Consider the following 13,831-nt stretch of genomic DNA (forward strand, 5'->3'; position numbering starts at 1 on the left):
AAAAGGGAGCGACCCCGCAATGACGAATCCGTTCGACGACGAGTCCGGCACCTTCGTGGTGCTCGCCAACGACGAGGGCCAGCACTGCATATGGCCCACCTTCGCCGAGGTGCCGCCCGGGTGGACGGAGGTCCTCCCGGCGGCCACCAGGGCCGAGGCGCTGGCCCACATCGAGGAGACCTGGACCGACCTGCGGCCCAAGAGCCTCGTCCGTTCCTGACCACCCCTGACGAACCCGCACATCCACAACGGAGGAACCCGCCATGAGCACTGTCGTGATCGACGAGAAGACCGAGGCCACCGTCCGCGAGATCCTCGTGAACTCCCTCGACCTGGAGGGCGAGGAGCTGACCCGCACCGGGCTGTTCGTCGAGGACTACGGCGCCGACTCGCTCGGCGCGATCGAGGTCCTGTCCGCGCTGGAGAAGACCTTCGACGTCACCATCGAGCAGGAGGAGCTGCCCGCGATGGTGAACCTGGAGGCCGTGCTCGACGTGCTGTCGCGGGCGGCGGCCCGATGAGCGGCACCGGCGAGCGCCCCCCGGGCGGAGGCGGAGGCGAGGGCAGGCGCGTCGTCGTCACCGGCATCGGCGTCCTGTCGAGCATCGGGAACGGCGCCGCCGAGTTCACCCGGGCGCTGCGCGCCGGACGGTGCGGCGCCGGCCCCATCACCCGCTTCGACGCCACCGGCTTCCGGCAGCAGCTCGCGCACGAGGTCAAGGACTTCGACCCGGCCGACTGGATCCACCACCTGCCGCACGAGGAGCTGGGCCACGCCACGCGGTTCTCGCTGGCCGCCGCGCGCATGGCGGCCTGGGACGCGGGCCTGGAGCCCAGCAGGCTCCGCGACCTGCGCGGGCTCGTCACCATCGGCACCACCGACGGGGAAGCGGCGGAGCTGGAGGAGATCGTCGAGGCCGAGGTGACCGGCGGCGGACCCGAGGGCATCGACCCGTCGGCCGTCCGCCGGCTCCCGCCGCACCGGCTGGCGCTCGCGATCGTCCAGGAGCTGCGGCTCCCCGACGCGGCCCCGTCCGTCGTCGGCACGGCCTGCGCCGCGGGCAACTACGCGGTGGGCGACGGCTTCGACGCGATCCGCTCAGGCGAGGCCGACTACGCGCTGGTCGGCGGCGCCGACGCCCTCGCGCGCCGCACGTTCGCCGGGTTCTCCCGGCTGGGGCTCGTCGCCTCCGACCGGTGCCGCCCCTTCGACGCCAACCGCGAGGGGCTGCTGACCGCCGAGGGCGCCGGGGTCCTGCTGCTGGAGAGCCTGGACGCGGCCCGCGCCCGCGGCGCCCGGATCTACGCCGAGCTGCTCGGCTACGGCCTGAACTGCGACGCCCACCACCCCACGGCGCCCGACCTGGAGAGCGTCGCGCGCGTCATGGAGCTGGCGCTGTCCGACGCGGGCGTGAAGCCCGACGAGGTGGACCTGGTCTCCGCGCACGGCACCGGCACGAAGACGAACGACGTGACCGAGGCCCGCGCCATCCGCCAGGTCTTCGGGGACGACCCGCCGCGCACCGTCGCGCTCAAGTCGATGCTCGGCCACTCCATGGGCGCCGCCAGCGCCCTGGGCGCCGCCGCCTCCGCCATCGCGCTGGCCCGCGGCTTCGTCCCGCCCACCGTCAACCACCGCTCCACCGACCCCGACTGCGGCATCGACTGCGTGCCCAACAGGGCGCTCCCGGCGCCGCTGCGCGTGGTCGTCAACAACGGCCTGGCCTTCGGCGGCAACAACGCCTCCCTCGTGCTGGGACGTCACGAGGAGGATCAGCGATGACCAGCGACACCACCGGGCATCCGGTGATCACCGCCTGGTCGGCCGTCTCGCCGTACGGTCTCGGCCGTACGGCGCACGCCGAGGGGATCACCTCCGGGGGCCCCACCGCCGCCGCGCTCGACACGGAGGTCTGGCGCGGCCCCGACACCACCGCGTGCCTGGTGCCGGACTTCGAGGTCCGCACGGTCCTCGGCAAGGCCGGCACCCGCACCATGGACCGGATGACGGGCCTGGCCGTCACCGCCGTCCGCGAGCTGTTCCAGGAGGCGGAGGACGCGGGCAGTCCGGTGCCCGACGGCACGGGCACGGCGCTCGTGCTGGGCACCGCGCTGGGCAGCGCCCAGACCCAGCACACCTTCGTCCGCGCCTCCTTCGAGGAGGCCAAGCCCTACGACGTGCCCGCGCAGATGATGCCGAGCGTCCTCATGAACTGCCCGGCGTCCGCGACCGCGATCCGCTTCGGCCTCAAGGGCCCCAACACCACGGTCGCGGGCGGCCGTTCGGCCGGTCTGCTGGCCCTGGCGTACGCGCGCAGGCTGCTGGCCGCCGGGCGCGCCGAGCGGACCGTGGTGGGCGCCGTCGAGGAGTACTCGGCCGCGCGCGCCTGGCTGGAGAAGCACGGCGCGGAGGCGCCCGGGACCGTGCCGCTCGGAGAGGGGTGTGCCGTGCTCGTCCTGGAGCCCGGCGACGCGGAGGGCGCACACGCGCACCCGCCGCTCGCGGAGCTGCTCGCCATCGACGTACGCGCCGACGTGCGCGGAGACCTGCCGGGCACCCTGGCCGCCTGCGTCGACGAGGCGCTCGCCCGGTCGGGCACCGGCACCGAGGAGGTGTGGGCGGCGCTCGGCGGCGGCCTGCCCGGCGCGTACGGCGCGGCCGAACAGGAGCTGCTCGCCGCCCGGTTCGGCACCGAGGCCGCCGAGCGCCTCGCCGGGCACGAGCTGATCGGCGACACCTCGGGCGCCTCCGGCGCCTTCCAGCTCGCCGCCGCGCTGGTCGGCGCCGCCGACGACCCGGACTCGGCCGGCCGTACGGCCGTCGTCACCTCGGTGGACCGGGACGGCCTGGTCGCGTGCGCCGTGCTGCGCCTGTGCGGGAACGGCGGTGCCGGGCGATGAGCGCCGTGACGGCCGGGAAGCTGCCCGTCGCCCTGGTCAGCGGCGGCTCCCGCGGCATCGGCAGGGCCGCGGCCCTGCGCCTGGCCCGCGACGGCCACGCCATCAGCTTCTGCTACCGCTCCGACGAGTCCTCGGCCGAGGCGCTCGGCAAGGAGCTGGACGCGATCGGCGTGGAGTGGCTGCCGCAGCGCCTCGACATCAGCGACCCGGAGGGCGTACGGGCGTGGGTCGCACGCACCGAGAAGGAACTGGGCCCGATCTCCGTCGCCGTGGCCAGCGCGGGCGTCACCCGCGACAAGCCGCTGCTGATGATGTCCGACTCCGACTGGCAGGAGGTCATCGACACCAACCTCGACGGCGTGGCCCACGTGCTGCGCTCCGTGCTCTTCCCGATGGTCAAGCGCAAGGCCGGGTCGATCATCACGCTGTCCTCGATCTCCGGGGTCTACGGCAACCCGGGGCAGGGCAACTACTCCGCCTCGAAGGCCGGGATCATCGCCCTGACCAGGGCGCTCGGCAAGGAGGTCGGCAAGTACGGCATCCGCGCCAACGCCGTGGCCCCCGGAATGATCGAGACCGACATGACCGGCGTGCTCGGCGAGACCGCCCGCCGCCGCGCGCTCGACGCGATCCCGCTCGGCCGCTTCGGCACCGCCGAGGAGGTCGCCGAGGCCGTCTCGTTCCTGGCCTCCGACAAGTCCGCGTACATGACGGGATCCGTGCTCCAGATCGACGGCGGGATCGTCCTGTGACCGCCGCGCCCCTGCTTCCCACTCCGACAGAGGAGACCACCATGTCCGTCACCACCGTCACCACCGTCGCCGCGTCCGCGCGGATCTCCGTCGAGCCCTCCGCGAACCTCACCCCGCTCGTCGACACGAGCCGGTTTCCGGACGGGAGCCCGGGCGAAGTGCGCGCCGCACACCGGCTGTACGAGCACCTCATCGGCATGTGGGCGCCGGGCGTCATCGAGGCGGCTCAGGACCTGGGCGCGTTCGCCGCGCTCACCGAGGGCCCCGCCACCGCGGCCGGCCTCGCCGAGACCCTGGGCACCGACCTGCGCGCGACCCGCGTGCTGCTGGACGGGCTGTCCGCGTACGACATCGTGGAGCGCACCCGCGGCACCGACGGCCAGGCCGTCTACACCCTGCCCACCGTGCTGCACGGCGTCTTCGCGCCCGACGGGATCTTCAGCCTCGCCGGGAAGATCGGCCACGACCGCAACGTCGCCTGGCACGCCTGGCGCCACCTCGCGGGCAACGTCCGCGACGGCGCCCGCTCCACCGAGGGCGAGCAGCGGCTGAACCAGATATCCGAGGAGGACTACACCTCCCTGGTCCGCGGCATCAACTTCTGGGCCCCGCCCATCGTCCGCTCCCTCGCCGAGGAGCTGCGCGGCCAGGGCTGGACCTCGGGCGCGGGCCGGAAGCTGCTCGACGTCGGCTGCGGCACGGGCATCTACAGCCATCTGCTGCTGGGCGAGTTCCCCGAGCTGGAGGCCGCGGGGCTGGACGCCGAGCGCATCATCCCGATCGCCGACCGGCAGGCCGCCGACCTGGGCGTCGCGGGCCGCTTCCACGGCCGTACGGGCGACTTCTGGAACGACGACTGGGGCACGGGCAGCGACCTGGCGCTCTTCGTCAACATCTTCCACCTCCAGACGCCGGAGTCCGCGCGGGACCTGATGCTCAAGGCGTCCAAGTCCGTCTCCGACGACGGGGTCATCGCCATCGCCGACCACATCGTCGACGAGGACGGCGGCGAGGGCACCACCCAGAACCGCTTCTTCCGCCTCTTCGCGGCCTCGATGCTCGCCACCGGCGGCGGCGACGCCTTCTCGGTCCAGGACTACGACCAGTGGCTCTCCGACGCGGGCCTGCGCCGCGTCGCGCTCCTGGACACCCCCATGCACCGCGTCCTCCTGGCCCGCCACGCGTGACGCCCGCCGCGGTGGCCTCGTGCCCGGGGTCCCGGGCGCCGCACGGCGGAGGCCACCCGCCGGTACCCCGCGCCCGACCGACACTCCGCCACACAGCCACTCCGCCACACCCGGACACACCACGGAGGAGGTTCCCATGGACCATCCGATACCCCGGCTCCCCGCCGGAGGCGCGCAGGTCTGGTGGGCCACCCCGACCCACGGAACGGACGAACGCACCGATCTGCGTGCCCTCCTGGACGCCAGGGAGCACACCCGCTGGCAGCGGCTCCGCCTCCCGGCGAGCCGTGCCCTCTACCTCACCGCGCACGCCCTGGCCCGCAAGGTCCTCGGCGCGCACGTCGGACGGCCGCCGCAGTTGCTGGAGTTCAGCGCCGTGTGCGCGCACTGCGGCGGCCCGCACGGCAAGCCCCAGCTCCTCGCCCCCGGCGACTGGCAGCTCTCCCTCTCGCACTCGGGACAGCGCGTCGCCGTGGCGGTGGCCAGGGGCGCCCCGCTCGGCGTCGACGTCGAGCAGGTCACCGGGCGGCCCGACGACCTCGTCGAGACGGTCCTCACCGAGGCCGAACGCGAGGCCCTCGCCGGGTGCCCGCCGGGCGACCGTGCCGCCGGCTTCATCCGCTACTGGACCAGGAAGGAGTCCGCGCTCAAGGCGACCGGGGACGGCGTGATGATCGAGCCCGTCCAGCTCTCGGTCAGCCCGCCCGACGCGGAGGCCGAGCTTCTCGCATGGCGGGCCCGCCCCCGGCCGCTCGTCCTGCCCCACCTCACCGACCTCGCCCCGGGGCCCGGCTACCGCGCCTGCCTCGCCGTGCTCGGCCCGCCCCCGCGCGTCACCGAGCACGACGCCTCGCCCCTGCTCCTGCCGTCCCCCGTGCCCGTGGGGGCGGGCGCCGGGGCCGGGGTCTGACCACCGAAGGGAGAGAACCGTGCTGCGGACAGCCGCCCAGGAACTGGGCCGCCTGCGTGACGAGATACGCGAGGGCCCGGGCCCCGCCACCGAGGCCCAGCACGCGAAGGGCAAGCTCACGGCGCGCGAGCGCATCGAGCTGCTCTTCGACGAGGGCACCTTCACCGAGATCGAGACCCTGCGCCGGCACCGCGCCACCGGCTTCGGCCTGGAGAACAAGCGCCCGCACACCGACGGCGTGATCACCGGCTGGGGCGAGGTCCACGGCCGTACGGTCTACGTCTACGCCCACGACTTCCGGCATTTCGGCGGCGCCCTCGGCGAGGCCCACGCCGAGAAGATCCACAAGGTCATGGGCCTCGCCGAACAGGCGGGAGCCCCGCTCGTCTCGCTCAACGACGGCGCGGGCGCCCGTATCCAGGAGGGCGTCACGGCGCTCGCCGGGTACGGCGGCATCTTCCGCCGCAACACCCGCGCGAGCGGCGTGATCCCGCAGATCTCCGTGATGCTGGGCCCGTGCGCGGGCGGCGCCGCGTACTCCCCGGCGCTCACGGACTTCGTCTTCATGGTCCGCGGGACCTCGCAGATGTTCATCACCGGGCCCGACGTCGTCCGCGCCGTCACCGGCGAGGAGATCACCCAGGACGGCCTCGGCGGCGCCCAGGCCCACGCGACGATCTCGGGGGTCGCCGCGTTCGCCCACGACGACGAGGAGTCCTGCCTCGCCGACGTGCGCCACCTGCTCTCCCTGCTCCCGCAGAACAACCGCGAACTCCCGCCCGCCGAGCACTGCGCCGACCCCGTCGACCGGCGCAACGATGCCCTCCTCGACCTGGTGCCCGCCGAGCCCACGCGCGCGTACGACGTGCGGGACGTGATCGAGGAGATCGTGGACGACGGCGACTGCTTCGAGGTCCACGAGGGCTGGGCCACCAACGTCGTCTGCGCCCTCGCCCGCCTCGGCGGGCAGGTCGTCGGTGTCGTCGCCAACCAGCCCTCGTCCATGGCCGGCGTGCTCGACATCGGCGCCAGCGAGAAGGCCGCCGCCTTCGTCCAGACCTGCGACTCCTTCAACATCCCGCTCGTCACGCTCGTCGACGTCCCCGGCTTCCTGCCGGGCGTCGGCCAGGAGCACGGCGGGATCATCCGGCACGGCGCGAAGCTGCTGTACGCCTACTGCAACGCGACGGTGCCCCGGGTCTCCGTCGTGCTGCGCAAGGCGTACGGCGGCGCGTACATCGTCATGGACTCCCAGTCCATCGGGGCCGACCTGACCTTCGCCTGGCCCACCAACGAGATCGCGGTCATGGGCGCCGAGGGCGCCGCGAACGTCATCTTCCGCCGCGAGATCGCCGCCTCCGACGACCCGGAGACCCTCCGGGCCCAGCGCATCAAGGAGTACAAGGCCGAACTCATGCACCCCTACTACGCCGCCGAGCGCGGGCTCGTGGACGACGTGATCGACCCGGCGGACACCCGCCGGGTCCTCATCGGCGCCCTGCGCAGCCTGCGCGCCAAACACGCCGACCTCCCGTCCCGCAAGCACGGAAACGCGCCGGTGTGATGGCCGCGCCGACGATCCGCGTCGTCCGCGGAAACCCCGACACCGAGGAACTGGTCGCCCTGACCACGGTCCTGCACGCCATGTCCCGCGCCAACGCCGAACTCCCCGCAGTACGCCAGGAGTTCGCCGCCTGGGCCCGCGCCCGCCTCACGGACCACCGCCCGGCGACCTCCTGGCGGGCTGGGCCATGACAGGTTGTGGGCAATCACCCCGCTGGGCGTGGGGGCACCTCCCGGACGGAGTCCGGGGGAGGGTGGGCACAACCGGGCCGCACCCGCCCACCGGCCGCACCCCGCACCCGCCGTGGGCGCACTCCTCACCACGCCAAGTGGTACGAGGCGGCAACCCCAAGGACCAGCGCAGCAGCAACGGCGACAGCCGCGTAGTGGATGCGGGCGGCAACTCCCCACCACCCCCGCCACCAACTCAGCACGGCGCACACCACGACACATCCCGCGACGCCCATCGCGATCCGCAACAGCACCGGCACCGCGCCCATCAGCGCGGAGTCGCCGAGGAAGACGGCCTCGTTCATCACGTTCGGATCGGACACCAGCTTCAGGAAGCAGGCGACGGCGGCGCCGACCAGCCCGAGCACGCACCACACCAGTCCCCGCGCCACGCGCGCGCCCGGCGGCGGCGCGGGGAGCCCGCGCGCGGCGCGCACCAGCGCCGCCACGCCCCAGCCGAGCGCCGAGAGGACGAGCGCCGCCAGCCCTCCGAGCAGCACGCCCCGGTGGAGGGACGGGGCCTCGTACCAGGGCGCGCGCTCGTAGGCGACGCTCGGGTCGGAGGAGACGGTGAGCCGTCCGTCGCGGAACCCGAGCAGGTCCTGCCCGTCGCCGCCCTTCTCCCGGAACTCCCCGTCGCCGACCGGCACCCAGTGGCGCTCGGTCACGTCGGGGTCGCGGCTCAGCGGGCCCTCGGTGGTCAGCGTGCCGTCGTCCCCGGCGCTGACGGTGACCGCGCCGGTGAGGTCGGCGGCGCGGGTCAGATCGGAGCGGCTCGTACGGGTCGAGCGGTACTCGCCCTCGTACGCGCCGGCGTCGTCCCCGTCGGCCTTCTTCGCGGAAACGGGGCGCGGCTTCCCGTACAGACGGTCCGCGACGCGCTCCGCGACCTCCTGCCCGGCGAGCGCCGCGCGGCCGTCCTCGCCGTCGCCGTTGTACGCGACGTAGACGCCCGCCCCGCGGTCCGGGAGGAGGGCCATGTTGTCGTGGAAGCCGGGCATGTCGCCGTCCTTGACGAGCATGCGGTGGCCGCCCCGGCGGCGCTCCTCCAGGATGTAGCCCATCCCGGGCAGCCGCGCGTCGTTGCCGAACTGCCGCTTCTGCATGGCGCGGTACGAGCGCTCTTCCAGCGCGCCCTTCCTGGCGAGCTGGGCGCGCATCAGCCGCCCCATGTCGGCCGCCGTGGTGACGGCCCCGGCGCCGGTCGGGGACCAGGCGCCGTACTGGCCGCGCGCGGTGGTCTGCCCGTCGCCGCCGCCCGAGGGGCGGTGGCCGCGCGCGACGTCGCGCGCGAGGCGCGCGGGCAGCGGCTGCGCGAAGCTCGTGTCGCGCATGCCGAGCGGGCGCAGCACGTGCCGTTCGACATAGCGCGCGAAGGGTTCCCCGGAGACCTCCTCGACCAGGTGCCCGGCGAGCGCGACACCGTAGTTGTCGTAGCTGGCGACCCTGCCGGGCGGGCGTACGCGGCGGGGCTGGTGCGCGGCGAGGCTCTCGCCCAGCTCGCCGGGGTCCTTCACGGGCCCGTCGGCGGCCCGGCCGACGATCGCGTTGTCGAACCCGGCGGTGTGCGTGAGGAGATGGCGGGCCGTCACCGGACGGCCCGGGTAGGTGTCCTCGATCTCGACGTCGTCCAGGTAGCGGTTGACGTCGGCGCGCAGGTGCAGCTTCCCGCTCTCGGCGAGCCTGAGCACGGCCATCGCCGTGAACACCTTCGCGTCGGAGCCCATGAAGAAGCCCGTGCGGTCCGGGCTCACCCGCTTGCCGCCGTCCGCGTCGGCGACCCCGTACCCCTTCGCGTACACCTGCCTGCCGCCGGAGACGACGACCACGGCGGCGCCCGGGATGCGGTACGCGTCGAGCTGGCGCCGCACCGTCCGGTCGACGGTCTCGCCCAACGAGGGCTCGCGCGCGTCCCCTTCGCGCTCCGCCCCGTACGCCGTCCCCGGCACTCCCGTGCCGAACAGCACGGCCACCAGGGCCGGCAGGCCCAACAGCCGTACCCATAACCGCTTCCGCGCGTGCCTGTCCATCCGTCGCCCCTCCCACGAGAACGGAACTCCCATGCCCCACATTCAACGCTCCGCGTCAGCGCCCTCACATACGGTGGTGTGGCCTCCCGGGGGGTACCTGGCTACACCCCCGCAGACGCCACAGAGGTCCAGTGACCCCCCGTGCCCGCCCGAACAGACTGGAGAACACAGCGCGGCACCGGGCCGCGCGAGGGAGGGGGCCGCGATGAGCAGCACCGCGATCAGGGGAACGCACGGGAAGCAGCACGGCGGCCACGGCGGACACAGCGCCCACGGCGGCCTCGTCGTCCGGCATCTGCGCGCCGCGTTCCAGGGGCTCGCGCTCGCGGGCCTCGCCGTCCTCAACGTCCTCGCGTTCAGCGCCGTCCTGGTGGCCGTCGCGCTCCTCGGCGTCGGCGTCGGCGTCTTCCTGGTGCCCCCGGCCTGCCGGGCGCTGCACCGCTCGGCCGACCTCACCCGGCGCGTCTCGGGCCGCTGGTCCGGCGTGGAGATCGACGAGCCGTACATCCCGCGCGCCGAGCCCGAGGCCGGGGTCAAGGGCTGGGCGCAGCGCACCCAGTGGGCGCTGAGCGACCAGGGCACCTGGCGCGACATGGCCTGGGCGCTGGTGAGCTGCTTCGCGGGGCTCGTGCTGGCGCTGGTGCCGCTGGCCGTCGCCGGGTACGGGCTGATGGGGCTGCTGATGCCGCTCCTGTGGGAGCCGATCACCGACGCGGGCGGCAACAACTGGTACCTCGCGCTGAAGGTGACCGACAGCGGTTCAGCGCTGACGGCCGCCGCGCTGGGACTGCCGGTCCTGCTCGCGGGCCTCGCCGCCGCCCCGCACGTCACGCGGCTGCACGCCGGGTTCGCCCGTACGCTGCTCGCGCCGACCGAGATGGCGCGTCAGGTCCGGCACCTGACGCGGACCCGTACGGACGCGGTCGAGACGTCCGCCGCCGAACTGCGCCGTATCGAGCGGGATCTGCACGACGGCGCGCAGGCGCGGCTCGTCGCGATGGGCATGAACCTGGGCGTCGCCGAGCGGCTGCTCTCCAAGGACCCGGAGGCCGCCCGCGCGATCCTCGCCGACACCCGCGACGCCTCGGCCAACGCGCTCAACGAGCTGCGCGACCTGGTGCGCGGCATCCACCCGCCGGTCCTCGCCGACCGGGGCCTGGCCGACGCGGTCCGCGCGCTGGGCATGGACAGCCCCCTGCACGTCGAGGTCAACACCGAGCTGGAGGGCCGGTTCGAGGCGCCCGTCGAGTCCGCGATGTACTTCGCGGTCTGCGAGGCGCTGACCAACGCCGCGAAGCACGGCGGCGCCCAGCGCGTCACCGTCGAGCTGTGGCACACCGACGGGCGGCTGCGCGCCACGGTCACCGACGACGGGCACGGCGGCGCCGACCCGGCCGACGGCACGGGCCTGCGCGGCATGGAACGCCGCCTGGCCACCTTCGACGGAATCCTCGCCGTGCACAGCCCTGTGGGCGGCCCGACGACCCTGACCATGGAGCTGCCGTGCGCGTCGTCCTCGCCGAAGACCTCTTCCTGCTGAGGGACGGACTCGTCCGCCTGCTCCAGGCGTACGACTTCGAGATCGTCGCCTCCGTCGACAACGGTCCGGAGCTGCGCCGGGCGCTCGTCACCGAGCGCCCGGACGTGGCCGTCGTCGACGTCCGTCTCCCCCCGACGTTCACCGACGAGGGCCTCCAGGCCGCGCTGGAGGCCCGCCGGGAGGTCCCGGGCCTGCCGGTGCTGGTGCTCTCGCAGTACGTCGAGCAGCTCTACGCCAAGGAGCTGCTCGCCGACGGCAGCGGGGGCATCGGCTATCTGCTCAAGGACCGGGTCTTCGACCCCGACGCCTTCGTGGACGCCGTGCGCCGCGTCGCCGCGGGCGGCACCGCGATGGACCCGCAGGTCATCGCCCGCCTGATGGCCAGCTCCGCGCAGCCGGGTGCCCCGGGCGCCGCGCCGCTCGGGCGGCTCACCGCGCGGGAGCGGGAGGTGCTGGACGTGATGGCGGAGGGCCGGTCCAACGCGGCCATCGCCGAACGCCTGGTGATCACCGAACGGGCCGTCATCAAGCACACCTCGAACATCTTCGGCAAGCTCGGCCTGCCGCCCTCCGACGACGACAACCGCCGGGTCCTCGCGGTCCTGGCCTATGTCAAGGACGCCGCCCAGGAGGCAGGATGAGCCCATGGGACGACCTCCACTCAACAGCCGGCTCGCCGAGTTCGGCACGACGATCTTCGCCGAGATGTCCGCGCTCGCCGTCCGCACCGGCTCGATCAACCTCGGCCAGGGCTTCCCCGACGTCGACGGCCCCGAGTCCGTGCGGGAGGCGGCGGTCCGCGCGCTGCGCGACGGACGCGGCAACCAGTACCCGCCGGGCCCCGGCGTCCCCGAGCTGCGCGAGGCGGTCGCCGCCCACCAGTCCCGCTTCTACGGCGAGCTGGGTCTCACCTACGACCCGGACACCGAGATCCTGGTCACGGCGGGCGCGACGGAGGCCGTCGCCGCCTCGCTCCTCGGCCTGGTCGAGCCCGGCGACGAAGTGATCGCGCTGGAACCGTACTACGACTCGTACGCGGCCAGCATCGCCCTCGCGGGCGGCACCCGCGTCCCGGTCACGCTCCGCCCGCGCGACGGCGCGTACGCACTGGACCTGGACGAGCTGCGCGACGCGGTCACCGACCGCACCCGCCTCATCCTCCTCAACACCCCGCACAACCCCACCGGCACCGTCCTCACCCGCGACGAACTCGCCGCGATCGCCGGACTCTGCGTCGAGCGCGACCTGCTGGCGGTCACGGACGAGGTCTACGAACACCTGGTCTACGACGGCGAGCACCTCCCCCTGGCCTCCTTCGAGGGCATGCGCGAGCGCACGGTCACGATCTCCTCGGCGGGCAAGACCTTCGCGTTCACGGGCTGGAAGGTCGGCTGGGCCATGGCCCCGCCGGAGCTGCTGGCGGCGGTCCGCGCGGCCAAGCAGTACCTCACGTACGTCGCCTCGGGCCCCTTCCAGTACGCGATCGCGGAGGCCCTGGCGCTCCCGGACACGTACTACGAGGGGCTGAGAGACGACCTCCGCACGAAGCGCGACCTCCTCTCGGCGGGCCTGCGCGACGCGGGCTTCGAGGTCTTCCGCTCGGCGGGCACGTACTTCATCACCACCGACATCCGCCCCCTCGGCGCCTCGGACGGCATCGACTTCTGCCTCTCGCTCCCGGAGCGCTGCGGCGTGGTCGCGGTCCCCACCCAGGTCTTCTACGACCACCAGCCCGAGGCCGCGCACCTGGTGCGGTTCGCGTTCTGCAAGAGGGAAGAGGTGCTGCGGGACGCCACGAGCCGCCTCAAGGGCCTCACGTCCTGAGCGGCCGGCCAGGGAGCGGAAGCCCGGAAGCTACTCGGTGTCCTTCGGATGGCGCGGTGAGGCGTACACCAGAATCACCGTCGAGGTCTCCATGCTGACCAGGTAGCGCACCCGCCCCCCGCTGGTGATCTCGTACTCCCACTGCTCCAGCTCGGAGCCCTTCCACTCCTTCGTGGCGTGCCTGCCGCGGAGTTGGTGCTGACGGTTCCAGTTGGCCCGCGACAGCGGGTCCGTGCGAAGGGCCTCCAAGCAGCGGTGCGCGTTGGGCAACGCCACCCGACACAGCTCTTCCCAACCGGTCGCGGCCTCTGTCGTCCCGTAGACCACATTCCAGCCGCTCAGGGGAGGGACGCTGACCCGGTCGCCCTTCTTCGGGCTCACTCGTCCACCTCGACTGGGCCGAGGTCGGCGTCGCCGAGCGGGCGGAGTGCTTCCCTGAGCTGGTCGGGGTCGGCATTGATCCGGGCGGTCGCCCGCCAGGAGACGATCGCCCGGTGCACGGCCTCCCTCGCGCCCAACTCCGCGGCGTCGGACAACGCGTCCAAGAGCTCGACGGTGAACTCCCTGACTTCTTCCTCATCCAGGTGACGCACCCACGGGAACACCTCGGGCAGCGCGACCAGAAGCGACCTGGCGCCTTCGTCCTGCTTCATCAGGGCGAGGAACAGCCGGGACGCGGTGGTCAGGTTCTCCTCGGCCCGCTCTGCCTGTATGGCCGTGGTCAGCACCATGTCCGGGGCGTCTCGGTGCGTCACGCGCACGCATCCCAGCGCGGCGGCCTTGGCCGCGACGGCCTTCGGGTTCCGCGACAGATCAGTGAACGAGACGGATTCTGCTTCGGATGCCGAGTGCGCGATACTCATTCTCAGAGCGTACTCTGAGTGCACTCTGAT

At 73.5% G+C, this 13,831-nt stretch carries 15 protein-coding genes; 12 read left to right on the forward strand and 3 right to left on the reverse strand.

The window, feature by feature from the left end; translation table 11 throughout:
* Nucleotides 1-19: 19 nt before the first annotated feature.
* The 9 genes from ABD343_RS22530 (at nt 20) to ABD343_RS22570 (ending at nt 7,505) form a co-directional block, all read left to right on the forward strand.
* Nucleotides 20-220 (forward strand): MbtH family protein, encoded by a 201-nt coding sequence (locus ABD343_RS22530; RefSeq protein ID WP_344531035.1) that lies wholly within the window; start codon nt 20-22, stop codon nt 218-220.
* A gap of 43 nt (nt 221-263) precedes the next feature.
* Nucleotides 264-521, forward strand: a complete 258-nt coding sequence (locus tag ABD343_RS22535) for an acyl carrier protein (protein WP_344531037.1) — start codon at nt 264-266, stop codon at nt 519-521.
* Nucleotides 518-1,783: a beta-ketoacyl-[acyl-carrier-protein] synthase family protein gene (locus ABD343_RS22540; RefSeq protein WP_344531038.1), complete on the forward strand. Its 1,266-nt coding sequence runs from the start codon at nt 518-520 to the stop codon at nt 1,781-1,783. Before ABD343_RS22535 ends, ABD343_RS22540 begins: the two co-directional genes overlap by 4 nt.
* Complete coding sequence (locus ABD343_RS22545) at nt 1,780-2,901, forward strand: beta-ketoacyl synthase N-terminal-like domain-containing protein (protein WP_344531040.1); 1,122 nt, start codon at nt 1,780-1,782, stop codon at nt 2,899-2,901. Before ABD343_RS22540 ends, ABD343_RS22545 begins: the two co-directional genes overlap by 4 nt.
* The gene (gene fabG / locus ABD343_RS22550) at nt 2,898-3,653 is read left to right on the forward strand and encodes a 3-oxoacyl-ACP reductase FabG (RefSeq protein ID WP_344531042.1); all 756 of its coding nucleotides are present in this window, start codon (nt 2,898-2,900) and stop codon (nt 3,651-3,653) included. Before ABD343_RS22545 ends, fabG begins: the two co-directional genes overlap by 4 nt.
* A gap of 41 nt (nt 3,654-3,694) precedes the next feature.
* Nucleotides 3,695-4,840 (forward strand): methyltransferase, encoded by a 1,146-nt coding sequence (locus tag ABD343_RS22555; protein WP_344531044.1) that lies wholly within the window; start codon nt 3,695-3,697, stop codon nt 4,838-4,840.
* Between the two features lie 136 nt (nt 4,841-4,976).
* Entirely contained in the window at nt 4,977-5,750 is a 774-nt protein-coding gene (locus tag ABD343_RS22560; protein WP_344531046.1) for a 4'-phosphopantetheinyl transferase family protein, read from the forward strand.
* Nucleotides 5,751-5,769: 19 nt separating this feature from the next.
* Nucleotides 5,770-7,314, forward strand: coding sequence for an acyl-CoA carboxylase subunit beta (locus ABD343_RS22565; RefSeq protein WP_344531048.1), 1,545 nt, complete (start codon nt 5,770-5,772; stop codon nt 7,312-7,314).
* Nucleotides 7,314-7,505: an acyl-CoA carboxylase subunit epsilon gene (locus ABD343_RS22570; protein ID WP_344531049.1), complete on the forward strand. Its 192-nt coding sequence runs from the start codon at nt 7,314-7,316 to the stop codon at nt 7,503-7,505. Before ABD343_RS22565 ends, ABD343_RS22570 begins: the two co-directional genes overlap by 1 nt.
* A gap of 125 nt (nt 7,506-7,630) precedes the next feature.
* Here ABD343_RS22570 and ABD343_RS22575 read toward each other — a convergent pair whose 3' ends face one another.
* On the reverse strand, nt 7,631-9,574 hold the full coding sequence (locus ABD343_RS22575; protein WP_344531051.1) for a serine hydrolase domain-containing protein: 1,944 nt from the start codon (nt 9,572-9,574) through the stop codon (nt 7,631-7,633).
* Nucleotides 9,575-9,779: 205 nt separating this feature from the next.
* Here ABD343_RS22575 and ABD343_RS22580 point away from each other — a divergent pair, with 205 nt between their 5' ends.
* Genes ABD343_RS22580 through ABD343_RS22590 form a run of 3 tightly spaced genes read left to right on the forward strand, consistent with a single transcriptional unit; the run spans nt 9,780 to nt 12,938 of the window.
* Nucleotides 9,780-11,114 carry a sensor histidine kinase gene (locus ABD343_RS22580; RefSeq protein ID WP_344531053.1) on the forward strand — a complete coding sequence of 445 codons (1,335 nt, stop codon included), beginning with the start codon at nt 9,780-9,782 and terminating at the stop codon, nt 11,112-11,114.
* Nucleotides 11,078-11,755 carry a LuxR C-terminal-related transcriptional regulator gene (locus ABD343_RS22585; RefSeq protein WP_344531055.1) on the forward strand — a complete coding sequence of 226 codons (678 nt, stop codon included), beginning with the start codon at nt 11,078-11,080 and terminating at the stop codon, nt 11,753-11,755. The genes ABD343_RS22580 and ABD343_RS22585 overlap by 37 nt, the downstream gene beginning before the upstream one ends.
* Nucleotides 11,756-11,759: 4 nt before the next feature.
* A complete protein-coding gene (locus tag ABD343_RS22590; protein WP_344531057.1) occupies nt 11,760-12,938 on the forward strand; it encodes a pyridoxal phosphate-dependent aminotransferase in 1,179 nt (392 codons plus the stop codon).
* 30 nt (nt 12,939-12,968) lie between these two features.
* On the opposite strand, the gene ABD343_RS22595 is transcribed toward ABD343_RS22590, so the two are convergent.
* Both ABD343_RS22595 and ABD343_RS22600 read right to left on the reverse strand, forming a co-directional pair.
* Nucleotides 12,969-13,319, reverse strand: coding sequence for a hypothetical protein (locus ABD343_RS22595; RefSeq protein WP_344531059.1), 351 nt, complete (start codon nt 13,317-13,319; stop codon nt 12,969-12,971).
* A complete protein-coding gene (locus tag ABD343_RS22600; RefSeq protein ID WP_344531061.1) occupies nt 13,316-13,801 on the reverse strand; it encodes a prevent-host-death family protein in 486 nt (161 codons plus the stop codon). Before ABD343_RS22600 ends, ABD343_RS22595 begins: the two co-directional genes overlap by 4 nt.
* Nucleotides 13,802-13,831: the final 30 nt, after the last annotated feature.

This window comes from Streptomyces albiaxialis, assembly GCF_039530985.1.
Classification (GTDB): domain Bacteria; phylum Actinomycetota; class Actinomycetes; order Streptomycetales; family Streptomycetaceae; genus Streptomyces; species Streptomyces albiaxialis.

What these genes read in the sequence shown, in the direction of transcription:
- ABD343_RS22600 (WP_344531061.1), bottom strand. Translation starts at nt 13,801, where the DNA reads ATGAGTATCGCGCACTCGGCATCCGAAGCAGAATCCGTCTCGTTCACT.
- ABD343_RS22540 (WP_344531038.1), top strand. Translation starts at nt 518, where the DNA reads ATGAGCGGCACCGGCGAGCGCCCCCCGGGCGGAGGCGGAGGCGAGGGC.
- ABD343_RS22575 (WP_344531051.1), bottom strand. Translation starts at nt 9,574, where the DNA reads ATGGACAGGCACGCGCGGAAGCGGTTATGGGTACGGCTGTTGGGCCTG.
- ABD343_RS22535 (WP_344531037.1), top strand. Translation starts at nt 264, where the DNA reads ATGAGCACTGTCGTGATCGACGAGAAGACCGAGGCCACCGTCCGCGAG.
- ABD343_RS22560 (WP_344531046.1), top strand. Translation starts at nt 4,977, where the DNA reads ATGGACCATCCGATACCCCGGCTCCCCGCCGGAGGCGCGCAGGTCTGG.
- ABD343_RS22545 (WP_344531040.1), top strand. Translation starts at nt 1,780, where the DNA reads ATGACCAGCGACACCACCGGGCATCCGGTGATCACCGCCTGGTCGGCC.
- ABD343_RS22530 (WP_344531035.1), top strand. Translation starts at nt 20, where the DNA reads ATGACGAATCCGTTCGACGACGAGTCCGGCACCTTCGTGGTGCTCGCC.
- ABD343_RS22590 (WP_344531057.1), top strand. Translation starts at nt 11,760, where the DNA reads ATGGGACGACCTCCACTCAACAGCCGGCTCGCCGAGTTCGGCACGACG.
- ABD343_RS22580 (WP_344531053.1), top strand. Translation starts at nt 9,780, where the DNA reads ATGAGCAGCACCGCGATCAGGGGAACGCACGGGAAGCAGCACGGCGGC.
- fabG (WP_344531042.1), top strand. Translation starts at nt 2,898, where the DNA reads ATGAGCGCCGTGACGGCCGGGAAGCTGCCCGTCGCCCTGGTCAGCGGC.
- ABD343_RS22555 (WP_344531044.1), top strand. Translation starts at nt 3,695, where the DNA reads ATGTCCGTCACCACCGTCACCACCGTCGCCGCGTCCGCGCGGATCTCC.
- ABD343_RS22570 (WP_344531049.1), top strand. Translation starts at nt 7,314, where the DNA reads ATGGCCGCGCCGACGATCCGCGTCGTCCGCGGAAACCCCGACACCGAG.